The organism is Salegentibacter salarius, from assembly GCF_900168265.1.
Classification (GTDB): Bacteria; Bacteroidota; Bacteroidia; order Flavobacteriales; family Flavobacteriaceae; genus Salegentibacter; species Salegentibacter salarius.
Map to the genome: position 1 here is coordinate 39,599 of NZ_FVZF01000004.1, position 12,323 is coordinate 51,921.

The 12,323-nt window shown below is 37.3% G+C and carries 16 protein-coding genes; 2 read left to right on the forward strand and 14 right to left on the reverse strand.

Annotated elements, in window-relative coordinates; all coding sequences use genetic code 11:
* Positions 1 to 173: 173 nt before the first annotated feature.
* On the reverse strand, positions 174 to 680 hold the full coding sequence (locus B5440_RS03675) for a hypothetical protein (protein ID WP_070054907.1): 507 nt from the start codon (positions 678 to 680) through the stop codon (positions 174 to 176).
* Positions 680 to 1,102, reverse strand: a complete 423-nt coding sequence (locus B5440_RS03680; RefSeq protein WP_070054906.1) for an OsmC family protein — start codon at positions 1,100 to 1,102, stop codon at positions 680 to 682. Before B5440_RS03680 ends, B5440_RS03675 begins: the two co-directional genes overlap by 1 nt.
* Before the next feature lie 239 nt (positions 1,103 to 1,341).
* On the opposite strand from B5440_RS03680, the gene B5440_RS03685 reads away from it, so the two are divergent.
* Positions 1,342 to 1,695: a hypothetical protein gene (locus B5440_RS03685; protein WP_070054905.1), complete on the forward strand. Its 354-nt coding sequence runs from the start codon at positions 1,342 to 1,344 to the stop codon at positions 1,693 to 1,695.
* 129 nt (positions 1,696 to 1,824) lie between these two features.
* Positions 1,825 to 2,094: a hypothetical protein gene (locus B5440_RS03690; protein WP_070054904.1), complete on the forward strand. Its 270-nt coding sequence runs from the start codon at positions 1,825 to 1,827 to the stop codon at positions 2,092 to 2,094.
* A 164-nt stretch (positions 2,095 to 2,258) separates the two neighbouring features.
* Here the strand turns inward: B5440_RS03690 and B5440_RS03695 are convergent, their stop codons facing one another.
* The 12 genes from B5440_RS03695 to B5440_RS03750 all read right to left on the reverse strand — a co-directional run bounded on the left by B5440_RS03695 (position 2,259) and on the right by B5440_RS03750 (position 12,322).
* Positions 2,259 to 2,648: a protein-export chaperone SecB gene (locus B5440_RS03695; RefSeq protein ID WP_070054903.1), complete on the reverse strand. Its 390-nt coding sequence runs from the start codon at positions 2,646 to 2,648 to the stop codon at positions 2,259 to 2,261.
* Positions 2,648 to 2,878 carry a hypothetical protein gene (locus B5440_RS03700; protein WP_070054902.1) on the reverse strand — a complete coding sequence of 77 codons (231 nt, stop codon included), beginning with the start codon at positions 2,876 to 2,878 and terminating at the stop codon, positions 2,648 to 2,650. Before B5440_RS03700 ends, B5440_RS03695 begins: the two co-directional genes overlap by 1 nt.
* Entirely contained in the window at positions 2,865 to 3,461 is a 597-nt protein-coding gene (locus tag B5440_RS03705; RefSeq protein WP_232756029.1) for a hypothetical protein, read from the reverse strand. The genes B5440_RS03700 and B5440_RS03705 overlap by 14 nt, the downstream gene beginning before the upstream one ends.
* 316 nt (positions 3,462 to 3,777) lie before the next feature.
* Positions 3,778 to 4,839, reverse strand: coding sequence for an NAD(P)/FAD-dependent oxidoreductase (locus B5440_RS03710; protein WP_070054900.1), 1,062 nt, complete (start codon positions 4,837 to 4,839; stop codon positions 3,778 to 3,780).
* Positions 4,832 to 5,425 carry a precorrin-2 dehydrogenase/sirohydrochlorin ferrochelatase family protein gene (locus B5440_RS03715; protein ID WP_070054899.1) on the reverse strand — a complete coding sequence of 198 codons (594 nt, stop codon included), beginning with the start codon at positions 5,423 to 5,425 and terminating at the stop codon, positions 4,832 to 4,834. The genes B5440_RS03710 and B5440_RS03715 overlap by 8 nt, the downstream gene beginning before the upstream one ends.
* Before the next feature lie 7 nt (positions 5,426 to 5,432).
* The gene (cobA, locus tag B5440_RS03720) at positions 5,433 to 6,245 is read right to left on the reverse strand and encodes a uroporphyrinogen-III C-methyltransferase (RefSeq protein ID WP_394330421.1); all 813 of its coding nucleotides are present in this window, start codon (positions 6,243 to 6,245) and stop codon (positions 5,433 to 5,435) included.
* Entirely contained in the window at positions 6,211 to 8,304 is a 2,094-nt protein-coding gene (locus tag B5440_RS03725) for a HEPN domain-containing protein (protein ID WP_070054897.1), read from the reverse strand. The genes cobA and B5440_RS03725 overlap by 35 nt, the downstream gene beginning before the upstream one ends.
* Positions 8,305 to 8,477: 173 nt before the next feature.
* Positions 8,478 to 9,107: a phosphoadenosine phosphosulfate reductase domain-containing protein gene (locus B5440_RS03730; protein WP_057480529.1), complete on the reverse strand. Its 630-nt coding sequence runs from the start codon at positions 9,105 to 9,107 to the stop codon at positions 8,478 to 8,480.
* Between the two features lie 66 nt (positions 9,108 to 9,173).
* Positions 9,174 to 9,425, reverse strand: a complete 252-nt coding sequence (locus B5440_RS03735; RefSeq protein ID WP_070054896.1) for a DUF2061 domain-containing protein — start codon at positions 9,423 to 9,425, stop codon at positions 9,174 to 9,176.
* 128 nt (positions 9,426 to 9,553) lie between these two features.
* Complete coding sequence (locus B5440_RS03740; protein ID WP_057480660.1) at positions 9,554 to 9,970, reverse strand: RrF2 family transcriptional regulator; 417 nt, start codon at positions 9,968 to 9,970, stop codon at positions 9,554 to 9,556.
* A gap of 95 nt (positions 9,971 to 10,065) precedes the next feature.
* Positions 10,066 to 11,229, reverse strand: a complete 1,164-nt coding sequence (locus B5440_RS03745; protein WP_070054895.1) for a trans-sulfuration enzyme family protein — start codon at positions 11,227 to 11,229, stop codon at positions 10,066 to 10,068.
* Between the two features lie 19 nt (positions 11,230 to 11,248).
* Positions 11,249 to 12,322 carry a homoserine dehydrogenase family protein gene (locus B5440_RS03750; protein ID WP_070054894.1) on the reverse strand — a complete coding sequence of 358 codons (1,074 nt, stop codon included), beginning with the start codon at positions 12,320 to 12,322 and terminating at the stop codon, positions 11,249 to 11,251.
* Position 12,323: the final 1 nt, after the last annotated feature.

A 12,323-nucleotide genomic window follows, 5' to 3' on the forward strand; every position in this document is an offset into this window, starting at 1 on the left:
AACTAGCAAATATACGGCACAGGCTTCTAAGCGCAAGGCCTTGCAGTTATTTTTATGAATAATATATTTTAAATGTTTTTCTGAGATATATTTTCAGAAAAAAGGAAGATCGATATGTGAAAAATAAATATTGTATTCTAAAAAGACCAGAATAATCAGAACATTCAAATCAATTAAAAAGAGGGATTTCCAAATTTTTTAAATGAAATCGAATCGCCGGTGCTTAATTCTTCCAGGAAAATTTTCAACTCTTCTTCCATTTGTTTGTTCTGAAGAATGATTTCATAATTGTATCTTTCACCTGAAAGCCTGGTAAAATAAATATGATTTTTATTTCCGTGTAAAGTATACTTCCAGAAACTGGCATAACCTGCATATTTGAAACCGATTTCCTTCAATTCAGAAATTAAAAATTTCTCCTTAGAATTGGCTAGATCTATTTTCACCCTGGTTTCATCGATCTCCATATCACCGAGGTATTTAGGCTTCACAAACGACTGACTTAAAGCTCCAAACATTCCCAGTATAAAAGCAATACTACCGGTAACTCTAAGCCACTTCGCTTCTACCTCAAAAACCGATGTTAGTGCGCCACCTCCAAGAAGAAGGATAATAAAAACAATCCTTAAGAAGACCGAAGGCTCCAAGGTTTTAACTATTCTGGTTTCGAAAGAGTTCATTAATTGATAAGCTCGCCATTTAAAGTGATCGCATAATTAATCTCGGCGGCTTTTTCCAACATTTTAGAAACCGAACAGTATTTTTCCATAGAAAGATCTACGGCACGTTTGGCTTTCGCCGCCGGCACATCTCCTTTTAAAAGAAAATTAACCTGAATTTTCTTAAAAACGTTAGGCACTGCGCCATCTTCCCTAAAACCTTCGACCTCAACCTGAAGATCTTCAAGTTCCAGGTGTTGCTTTTTTAAGATCATTACAATATCAATACTGCTGCAACCCGCAATGGCTCGCAGTAAAAGATCCATTGGGCTTGCACCTTTAGGTTCGGCATCGGTTTTATTGTCTAAATGAACAATGTCTCCACGTTCGTTTACGGTTTCAAAATGGTAATCTTTATTAAGTCTTTTAAGGCTGATCTTCATGATAAATCTTGTTTTAAACAAATTTAGGGAAAGCTTATTAAAAAACCTCACAGTTCCAAAGCTTATACCAGGTTAGGGTTTTCCGTAAACGATATTAACAAATTTTTAATAGATTTACAGGAAGTTTAGAATAAAAATGCTTTTATCCAGAATACGAAATTTGCTATAGTTTGGAAAGCTGGGGATAAAAGGAGTTGTAAACAATTTTATAGGAAATTCTTGAGTTCAAAAATATCTAAATGGAGAAAACAGAAATACTAGAAAATATCACCAAATCTGTTAACGAAAGATTAAAAATTTCAATAATCATTACTTACATAAGTGTATTAATTATTTATAATTGGGATATATTATTTTATCTATTCTTTGAAAATAGTTCTGCTTCTACTAGAATACTTGAAATAAAAGAAAATTACAGCGATGTATACTATCAGCGGATCCTTATTTGTCTAGCTATTTCTATTCTGTTAATAGTCATTTTCACAGCCTTAAATACCTTATTAAACTTAGGTTTAAAATGGTTTTACAGAAAGGATAAAGAAACTAAATCTGAAATCGAAAACTTCGAGAAAATCACACAATTATCTGAATAACTCTCTCAATCAATTGAAAAAACAAAAAATTTAAATTCAGAAATTGAAAACCTCCAAAAAATAAATTCAAACCTATCTTCAAGTATTCTAGACATTGATATTAGTGAAATTTCAAAGAAAGACTATCAATTGTTACTAGGTGAAATAAATTCAAGAACAGATAAAGAAAAGTTAAGATATAGTCTTAAACAGTTCATTGATGAATTTAAAAAAAATAATAAGATCACTAAATTTCAAATTTTAAATTCAGCAACTTATGAACACGAAATGAAAAGCCTATTGGATATTTTGCAAAATCGTAAGCTTTTAAAAACTAAGAATAAATATCAAAATGGTTTTACAACAGAGTCTTTTGAATTAAATAAATCATTTGAGGATATTTTGAAAATGAAATCCTAACGATAGTTAAATTCCAGCATAAAACTGTTTACAACAACGGTTCATCGCCAATAGCCGGCAGTGTTAGAAGAAAAATAATTAACTTGACCAACGAACAAGTCTATAGTTAACAACGCCAGTCGAGGCCCTTACTCCGTCACTTGCGATAATAAAGACCGTTGGCGCTAATTTTCATCATTTTCGCTATCTCTAACAAGATTCACAAAATTGATTGAAGGAAGCATTACGGGGTCAAATCCAGATTGAAGAGTTAAATTTGATACGTATGCCCTTAAATAAGGAAAAGCAATAGCAGGAGCATTTATTTTAGGAAAATCTGAAATTTTAAATTTTTCAGTAATTTTTTCATCAAGACTGAACATAAAAATTGCTTCAATACTTAGATCGAATTTTTTATCCTTAATTTCTATTTCAAATCCTACTCCAAAAGTTTTGGACTTATCTTCAGGAAAAAAATTCCCAGTTTTCAAATCAAACGAGTTCTCCAATCTTTCTTCTTCTCTAGAAGAAAAATTTAGATTTAAAATTTTCCAGTTATCTAATTGTATTTTCATTAAGCAGCTAAAGGCGTAGTATTATGATCCATTTTATCTAGATCAATCCTATTATCTAAATTAGAACTATAAACATTTTGTCCAACTTTAGAAAAAGATTGATTGTCTAAGTCGATATCTATATTTTCTTTAAAACCGTATTTAGATATAGCAGTCTCATACAATTCTTGAGCAGATATATTATCGAAATAATTATCGATTCTTTTTTTTATGTCTTCAGTTAGCTTCATTTCCTATGTCTCCTGTACTTTGAATGTGGTTTTCTATAATGTTCTTTGTTGGATCAAGAACTGTACAAATTGTGCAATTAGGAGTTCTCAAATTAAATCCTTTGATTCTTTCTTTTGCAAATTTAATGTAAAAATTCCCTTTAACAACTTCTATTGGCAAAATACCTTCTTTGACTGCAAAGTTAATAACTAAACCATCAATATACTTAAATCTTTTGTTAAGACGAGAAATCTTATCTTCAAACCTCTCTATTAAATAGTTTAAAACACTTACTCCATCTTCTGAAGTTAAATCTAATAAACAATTATCGTCAACTTCAATTTTCGATTTAATTACGCAAAACCTTTTATACCTATTTCTCCTCTCTATATTATCCCAAGCTTGAGCAATAGCCCAAAGTTTAGCTTGCTCACCAGGCTTAGAACTAATACCACTTATAAAAAAATAGACACCATTTCCAATCCACTCATCATCTCCTATAGATAATTCATAATTAGAATCTAATATCTCTTCAGCAGATGTGAAACTAGTACCGTGAAAACCATCAAATTGATGCAAAGTAGAAATTAAATTAATTTTCAAACAAACTTAAGAAAAAAAACCACCGTTAACATGGGTTGATAGCAAATAATAGATATAATTTATAAGGGATAAGCAAAGAGACTAATAGAGAAAATCGTTAATCCAGCAAGTCCGTCGCCGTACTCCCTCAACTTTGGTATAACCGGAACTTTTAAATTTTTATAGTTCCTTCCCTTCTCAACGGTAGCTGGCATTCTGCAGAAATGACGGAAGGGTTCAACCACCCCGGCCAATCGGCCACCCCTCCTTTTAAAGGAGGGGAACTATTAAGCTTTAAAAAACATTTCTTTTATTCCCCCTTTGGGGGCTAGGGGGCCTATCCAATACTCTGTACCACTTCTTTTTTAGCTTCTTTTTTACTACCGTCAAATCCGATTACACCTCCAACGGTTGTATATTTAAGCACATATTTTTTATCAGGAAAAATTCGCTGGTACGCACTTTGACACATAATCGCGGCTTCGTGAAATCCGGAAAGGATCAATTTAAGTTTTCCTCTATAGGTATTTACATCACCAATCGCATAAACGCCGGGAATGTTGGTTTGATAATCGTAAGAATTATCAACTTTAATCGCGTTTTTCTCTATTTCGAGTCCCCAGCTTCCAATTGGGCCCAGTTTAGGCGACAATCCGAAAAGCGGGATAAAATCGTCCACATCTTTAAATTCTTCCCCGCGAGCTTCATCTTTATGTCTAATTACTACTTGCTGAAGATTATCTTCGCCTCTTAAGCCAACCACCTCAGCATTGGTAATCATTTCAATCTTACCGAGTTTAGCCAATTCTGAAACTCTTTCTACCGAATCCAAAGCCCCACGGAACTCCGCTCTACGGTGCACCAGGGCAACTTCAGCAGCAACATCTGCCAGGTAAATGGCCCAGTCTAAAGCTGAATCTCCACCACCGGCAATAACTACCTTTTTATCGCGATATACTTCAGGATCTTTAATAAAATAAGAAACGCCTTTATCTTCAAAATCTGTAATATTAGCGATTGGGGGCTTTCTTGGCTCAAAAGAACCTAAGCCGCCGGCAATTGCCACCACCGGCGCGTGGTGTTTAGTGCCTTTATTGGTGGTTACTATAAAAGTACCATCGTCCAGCTTTTCCAAAGTTTCGGCGCGTTCGCCCAAAGTGAAGCCAGGTTCAAAAGGTTTTATTTGTTCCATTAGATTTCCAACCAGATCTCCCGCTAAAATTTCAGGAAACGCCGGAATATCATAAATCGGTTTTTTAGGATATATCTCAGAACACTGCCCGCCGGGTTGCGGCAATGCATCGATTAAATGGGTTTTTAATTTTAGTAATCCCGCTTCAAAAACGGTAAACAAACCGGTTGGCCCGGCCCCAATTATCAGGATATCTGTTTTAATCATCACTCTTGTTTTTAACTTTTAAAGATTCGGTTATAGAATTCATTTGATCTACTTTAGCCTCAAAATCACCTTTTATAGTACTTCGGTATTCATTTAAATTTTCTACCATTTGATTTACATTTTCAGGAATTACCTCCTCAAAAAATTGCCGTAAACGTTTTGCCGCGGTAGGCGATTTTCCGTTGGTGGAAATCGCGATTTTTACGTGACCTTTATTTACAATTCCGCCCATATAAAAATCACAGAGTTCGGGCTTATCGGCTATATTGGCCAGTAAATAACGCTTTTTGGCGTGTTTATAAACGCGTTTATTCAATTTTGCATCGTTGGTTGCAGCAATTACAAAATGACGGTTTTTAAGGTATTTTCTTCTATACCTGCCCTTAGTCAATTTTGCGCCGTGTTTTTTTGCCAGTTCTTCTGTTTCCGGTAAAAACCATTTTGCGACCACTTCCACCTTAGCATTCGGACTAGATTTAAACAGAAAATGCAATTTTTCGTGACCTACCTGTCCGCCGCCAACGACCAGGATATTCAGTTTATTTACTTTTAAAAAGACCGGGTATAATTCGTTTCTTTCTTCCATAGGCCTCCTAGCCCCCAATGGGGGAATTTATAATTACTGATTCTTCAATTGCGTTCTGCATTACCGACTTTAATTTCCCGCTTTCTCTTACCACTTCGCCAATAACAATAATCGCCGGGGCGGTTAATTGCTTTTCAGCAACAACTTTTTCTATACTTTTAATAGTTCCGAAACCTGATTTTTCATTAGTGGTAGTTCCATTTTGAATAATCCCAACCGGAGTATTTTGTTTGCCGTAGTAACTAAAAATATCCACGATTTCAGGAAGTTTTGCCATTCCCATTAAAATCACCACCGTCGCGGTAGATTGTGCTGCCAGGCGAACATCTTCTGAAAGTTTCTTTTGTGTGGTGGTTCCTGTAATTACCCAAAAACTCTCAGAAGTTCCTCGTTGCGTAAGCGGAATTCCAACATTTGCAGGAACTGCTATTGAAGACGTAATCCCGGAAACAACTGCAGTTTCCAAACCTTTACTTTTGGCATAATTAATTTCTTCAGAACCTCTTCCGAAGATAAATGGATCTCCTCCTTTTAAACGAACCACGTGCCCTCTTTCCAAAGCATATTTTACAATAAGCTCGTTGATCTCATCCTGAGAATACCTATGCTTATCTTTTCGTTTTCCAACAAAAATATGCTCGGCTTGCGGTGCATATTCTAGCAATTCGCGGTTGATAAGCGCATCAAAAAGCACCACTTTGGCATCTTTTAAAGTATTTAGCGCTTTAATTGTGATCAATTCCGGGTCTCCGGGACCAGCGCCTACCACGCTTAGTTTTGGTGTATTATACATTTTGTACCTCCTTTGTTCTAAATGCATCTACCCTTTTTAGGAATAGTTGCGCGTCTTCTAAATATTTATTGGCCAAAGCTTCGGTTGGCTCGTGCTCGTTCATTTGATAAGCAAATTCTTTGAAGGAAGTCGATAATTCAATTTTACCGGTGTCTACAAACAATTCGTCAAACTGTGCAATTATTCCCGCCTGGGTATTGGTTTTTACATCTTCCGCAAGTAATAAAGCCTTGGCAGAATTTACGATTGAAGTATAGGAATGATAAATACTATCTGCCCAGGCTTTTCTTTCCTGTGCACTTTTGGCATTATCGATCTTCTCCTCGCTTTCAAATAATAAAGTAGCGATAAGATCTATTACCACGCCGGCACACTCGCCCACTCCCACTGCTTTTATATAAGGTTTTTCGTGACCCCAATCCACAAATTCATTTTCTGTTAGATTTGAGGTATCGGCCAAATCTTTTAGCAAATCGTAGAAATAAGTTTTTCCCTGCCGGTCATAATATTCTGCGAATTTTTCTTCGGAATTTGCTTTCGCTTCAAAATCATTGAGTAACAATCTTAAAGCTTGCGGCCCGCGTTTACTGGGTACTTTTATTACTTTATCGGCAAATCTACCTTTTCCATCTCCCAGCGTTCCGCCGCCAAGCAAAACCTGAAGTGCCGGCGCCACGGTTTTGCCAACTTTAACCGACATTCCCTGGAAGCCAATCTCAGCCATATTATGCTGCCCACAGGCATTCATACAACCGCTTATTTTTATGGTAATATCTTTCCCATTTATAAATTGCGGGTATTCTTCTTTTAAAACATCTTCCAGCACGTCGGCAATTCCGGTACTGCTGGCAATTCCAAGATTACAGGTATCTGTTCCGGGGCAGGCGGTAATATCTACGGTTTTATTATAACCGGTTTCGGCATAACCCAGTTTTTTTAATTCTGAATAGAAAAATGCTAAAAACTCTTCCCGAACGTGACGAATTAAGATATCCTGTCTTAAACTCAGTCTTATTTCATTTCCTGCATATTTCTTTACCAAATCGGCAAGTTTCCTCGCACCGCCGGTATAAAAATCGCCTAGCGGAACACGAATTCCAACCGCAAATAAACCTTCCTGTTTATGCGGAAGCACATTGGTACTTTTCCAGGTTTCAAAATCTTTCTGATCTTCAATTGTTACTGCAGGAACCTCAACCTCCTGAAGTGACGGTGCAGTTTCAAATTTTTCAACTTCAAATTTCGGATGGTTTTTAGAGAGTGCCGTATTTTGTTCGGAAACTAATTCCATAAAGGCATCCTTACCAATGTCTTTTATAAGGAATTTCATCCTGGCTTTTAAGCGTTTTGCACGTTCCCCGTGTCGATCAAAAACTCTTAGAACACCTTCTATCAGCGGTAGCAATTCTTCGGCAGGAAGAAAATCATAAAGTTCATCGGCGTGTCTTGGCTGAGAACCGAGTCCGCCGCCTAGCATCACTTTGAAGCCGCGTTTTCCGTCTTTCAATTTTGCGATAAAACCAAGATCGTGAATGTAACTCAGCGCAGTATCTTCATCTGAAGAGGAGAACGAAATTTTGAATTTCCTTCCCATTTCCTGGCAAATCGGGTTCCGAAGGAAAAACTGAAATGTTCCGTGCGCATAGGGCGAAACATCAAAAGGTTCGTTTACATCAATTCCCGCAGTTGGCGAAGCGGTTACGTTTCTTACCGTGTTTCCGCAGGCTTCACGCAAAGTAATATCATCTTTTTCCAGCTGCGTCCAAAGTTCCGGGGTTCTGTCTAAACTCACGTGGTGAATCTGGATATCCTGGCGCGTAGTGATATGCAAACGCCCTTTAGAATATTCATCTGAAACATCAGCAATTCTATGCAGTTGTTCTGATGTCACTTTTCCAAATGGCAGTTTTATTCGAACCATTTGTACCCCGGCCTGCCTTTGGCCGTAAACCCCACGTGCTAAACGCAGACTTCGGAATTTTTCTTCATCGGCTTTTCCCTCTCGAAACAACCTGATTTTCTTTTCCAGATCCAGGATGTCTTTCTCTACAACGGGGTTTTCAATTTCGGTTCTAAAACTTTGCATTGCTAATAATTTTTAAAAATGGCGCCTAAAACAGGCATTAATAAAAAGGTCCTTTTGAGTTTACACTTAAAAGGACCTTTATAATTTTTATAAAAAGATACTTTTAGGTGAGAGAATCACACATACAACGGCACATCATAATATTTGAATTTTGCTTCTTCATTTTTTCAAAATTAAGCGTGGAGGCCACATTCGCGGTTTTCCAAAACCTTGGTAGGATCAAAATATTTAAACTCATTTGGCAGGGCATTTTCCTCTAAATACGCATCCAGTTTTTCATCACTCCAATGGTAAAAAGGACTCACTTTTAATATTCCGTCTTTACTATAGCTTAAAATATCTATGCTATTTCTAAAACTGGTTTGGCCCTTTCTAAGATTTGTAAACCAAACATCAGGGTTTTGCTGCTCCATAGCTCGCAGGAAAGGTTCCAGTTTTACCTGCCGGGTGAACTCTTCGTGCTGCGGATTATTGATATCGGGAATTCCTCCAAAAAGCGCATCACGATAAGCCGCCGTTTCCTTTGGCGTGTATAGCTTTACATTCAGTTTTAATTGATCAATTACCTGCTTTGCGTGCCTGTAAGTTTGTGGCGTATTATAACCGGTATCACACCAAATTACTTTCATTACCGGGTCTATATCTGAAACTGCGTGCAGAATTGCAGCCTCATAAGGTCTAAAATTGGTAGTAACCACCGGTCTTGCCGCATTGGAAACTACCCATTGCACGATCTCAGCCGGGGTTATTCCCTTAAACTGCTGGTTGAGGATCTTTAATTCTTTTTCGCTGTACCGTTTCATTTTTTCTAAAAATTTATGGTCGTTACCCGACTTAACTATACTTTATATTTTTTTGCTCTCTCAATCTTATTCTTTTCCGAAACTTATCATATTCCATAGTCGCTCGTGCCCAAAATAAAGGATCATTTTAGTCACTAATTCTACAGATCCAATGGCAAGTGCAGTTTCAATCTCTCCCGTAAGCACCCAGGAAATCGCAATTGTATCTACAGTTCCTACAATTCTCCAGCTTACCGTTTTCAATATACTTCGTAAGGGTTTCTCTGAAGTAGTATCCTTCTTATAAGTGCTTTTAGATTTTACCTGATCCAGTATCATACTGCTTTTTCATTTATTTCTATTAACCTATCGGATTACTAGGTTATAAAACAAAAGTAACTTTGTTTTTTTATCAGACCAACTAATAGTGGCCTAATTTCCAGTTTTTAACATTTAAAATTTGATCTTTATTTTTTAGCAGAAATATCGGCTAAGGTATTATCGCCCAGAACTTTTAAGGTGCTATCCCTTACCTGGATCATTAAACTATGAACCGAACAGGTTTCCTCGCTGGGACAATCATCACACTTTTCGTAATAATTAAGGCTCACGCAAGGCACCATAGCGATGGGACCTTCCAGTACCCGAATTACCGCCGTCATTTGAATCGCTTCCGGTTCTTTGATCAGATAATAGCCGCCGCCTTTTCCTTTTTTAGATCCTAAAAATCCCGATTTTCGTAATTCCAGAAGAATGCTTTCAAGGAATTTTTGCGAGATATTTTCACTTTTTGAGATCTCTGAAGTTTGCACGGGTTTTCTATCTTCCCTTTTTGCTATGAACGCGAGGGCTTTAATTCCGTATTTAGTCTTTTTTGAAAGCATATGGCGAATATACTTAAATATTGACTTTTTCGCATTTATTATTGATTTCTCTACTGAAAGATCAAAAAGCCCTATTCCTGCTGAAATTACCATAACTAAATTGAATTTAAAGCTTGTTTTAAATCATCTATAACATCATCTACATGTTCCAAACCTACTGAAACTCTTATCAAACCGGGTTTTATTCCAACCTCCAGCCTATTTTCCTCGCTTAATTTACTGTGCGTTGTAGAAGCAGGATGTGTTACAATACTTCTTGTGTCTCCCAGGTTTGCAGATCTTGAACAAAGCTTGATCGCGTCTATAAATTTTCTTCCCGCTTCGATTCCTCCTTTAATCTCAAAGGCAACGATATTTCCGCCTTTTTTCATCTGCTTTTTCGCAATTTCGTATTGAGGATGCGATTTGAGAAAAGGGTATTTTACATTTTCAGCATTGACTTCGGTTTCTAAAAATTCGGCTACTTTTTCGGCATTTTCGCAATGCTTGTCCAGCCTTACCGAAAGTGTCTCCAAACTTTTAGAAAGCACCCAGGCATTAAACGGGGACAAAGCCGGTCCCGTATTCCTTGAGAACAGGTAGATTTCCCGAATTAAATCGGCATTCCCAACTGTCACACCGCCCAGAACACGGCCCTGCCCGTCTATTAATTTTGTAGCCGAATGTATTACCAAATGCGCGCCGAATTTTATAGGGTTTTGCAGCCAGGGCGTGGCAAAACAATTATCAATTATTAAAATAAGATTATGCTTTTTCGCAATTTCCCCCAGCAATTCTAAATCCAGAACATCTACACCGGGATTTGTAGGTGTTTCGGCGAAAATAATTTTTGTTTCCGGCTTTATTAAACTTTCAATTTTATCAACTTCGTCCACATTAAAATAGGAATGAGAAATATTCCATTTGGGGAAAAATTTGGTAAACAAACTATGCGTAGAACCAAAAACCGATCTTGCCGAAATAATATGATCTCCACTATTAAGCAACGCAGCAAGGCTGGAAAACACGGCACTCATTCCCGTTGCAAAAGAAAACCCGGCCTCTGCCCCTTCCATTTTTGCGATTTTCTCGGTAAATTCTGAAGTATTAGGATTAGTAAATCTGCTATAAATATTACGTTCTTTTTCTTCAGAAAATGAAGCTCGCATATCTTCGGCATCATCAAAAACATAACTGGACGTTAAGTACAGTGGCGTGGAATGCTCCTGGTATTGCGTGCGCTCGTTTTGCGTTCTTATGGCTTCGGTTTCGAAATGCATAATTATTGGGTTTAATTTTTTAATTAAGTCTTTGTGATAATTTGAGCACATCGCTTGCCACGCCACGGGCGGTTACTGCGGCTCCTGCGCCGGCTCCCTGGATCACCAGCGGTTGGTCTCCGTAAGATTCGGTATAAATTTCAAAAATGTTATCGGCGCCTTTAATTTGGCCCAAGGCGGTATTTTTAGGTTCAGAAATGAGTTTTGCCTCCAGGGTGGCTTTTTCTACCTCAATTTCTCCAATATATCTTAATACGTGACCCTGATCTTGTTGTTTTTTATGCTGATTAAAAATCTCATCCAGTTCACTAATCCTATTCTGAAATTCTTCTGCGGAAGTCTCCCCGTTTAATTTTTCCGGAATTAAAGATTGAATTTTCACCTCCTGAAATTCTTTATCCAACTGAAGCTCCCGTGCCAGGATCAATAATTTTCTACCCACATCGTTTCCCGAAAGGTCTTCACGAGCATCGGGCTCGGTATAACCCAGGTTTCCGGCTTTCTTTAAAACATCAGAAAACTTCTCTTTATTTTCAGAAAAAGTATTGAAAATAAAACTCAATGAACCGGAGAAGACTCCACGAATTTTAGTGACTTTCTCTCCCGCCTGGTGCAAGCCCTTTACGGTTTGCACAATTGGTAAACCGGCGCCTACATTGGTTTCGTAGAAAAAATGCTTCCCGTGATAATCCAATTCTTTTCGTAATTTTTTATAAAAATCGGCAGAAAGTGTGTTGGCTACTTTATTGGCCGCTACCAGGTTAAAGCCGTTTTGGATTAAGCGAATATAAATCTCTACAAATTCCTTACTCGCCGTAGCATCTATTGCAATAAGATGTTCCAGATCGTGCTCTTTAGTAAAATCGAGAATGTCTTCCAGTTTATATTCTTTAGCCGATCTTTTAAAATCCTTTTCCCAGTTTTCAGTAATTCCTTCGGCTATAAGCAGTGCTTTAGTTGAATTGGCGATTACCGGAATATTGACCGAAACTCCCGAATTCTCTTCCCATTGCTTTTTTGCGCTAAGTAGTTGCTCGATTAAGGTCTTGCCAACGTTCCCTATTCCAAATAAAATGATGTTTACTTTTTTCATT

Coding starts and splice junctions, on each gene's coding strand:
- B5440_RS03675 (WP_070054907.1), bottom strand. CDS start 680: ATGAACTCTTTCGAAACCAGAATAGTTAAAACCTTGGAGCCTTCGGTC.
- B5440_RS03680 (WP_070054906.1), bottom strand. CDS start 1,102: ATGAAGATCAGCCTTAAAAGACTTAATAAAGATTACCATTTTGAAACC.
- B5440_RS03685 (WP_070054905.1), top strand. CDS start 1,342: ATGGAGAAAACAGAAATACTAGAAAATATCACCAAATCTGTTAACGAA.
- B5440_RS03695 (WP_070054903.1), bottom strand. CDS start 2,648: ATGAAAATACAATTAGATAACTGGAAAATTTTAAATCTAAATTTTTCT.
- B5440_RS03700 (WP_070054902.1), bottom strand. CDS start 2,878: ATGAAGCTAACTGAAGACATAAAAAAAAGAATCGATAATTATTTCGAT.
- B5440_RS03710 (WP_070054900.1), bottom strand. CDS start 4,839: ATGATTAAAACAGATATCCTGATAATTGGGGCCGGGCCAACCGGTTTG.
- B5440_RS03715 (WP_070054899.1), bottom strand. CDS start 5,425: ATGGAAGAAAGAAACGAATTATACCCGGTCTTTTTAAAAGTAAATAAA.
- cobA (WP_394330421.1), bottom strand. CDS start 6,245: ATGCATTTAGAACAAAGGAGGTACAAAATGTATAATACACCAAAACTA.
- B5440_RS03725 (WP_070054897.1), bottom strand. CDS start 8,304: ATGCAAAGTTTTAGAACCGAAATTGAAAACCCCGTTGTAGAGAAAGAC.
- B5440_RS03730 (WP_057480529.1), bottom strand. CDS start 9,107: ATGAAACGGTACAGCGAAAAAGAATTAAAGATCCTCAACCAGCAGTTT.
- B5440_RS03735 (WP_070054896.1), bottom strand. CDS start 9,425: ATGATACTGGATCAGGTAAAATCTAAAAGCACTTATAAGAAGGATACT.
- B5440_RS03740 (WP_057480660.1), bottom strand. CDS start 9,970: ATGCTTTCAAAAAAGACTAAATACGGAATTAAAGCCCTCGCGTTCATA.
- B5440_RS03745 (WP_070054895.1), bottom strand. CDS start 11,229: ATGCATTTCGAAACCGAAGCCATAAGAACGCAAAACGAGCGCACGCAA.
- B5440_RS03750 (WP_070054894.1), bottom strand. CDS start 12,322: ATGAAAAAAGTAAACATCATTTTATTTGGAATAGGGAACGTTGGCAAG.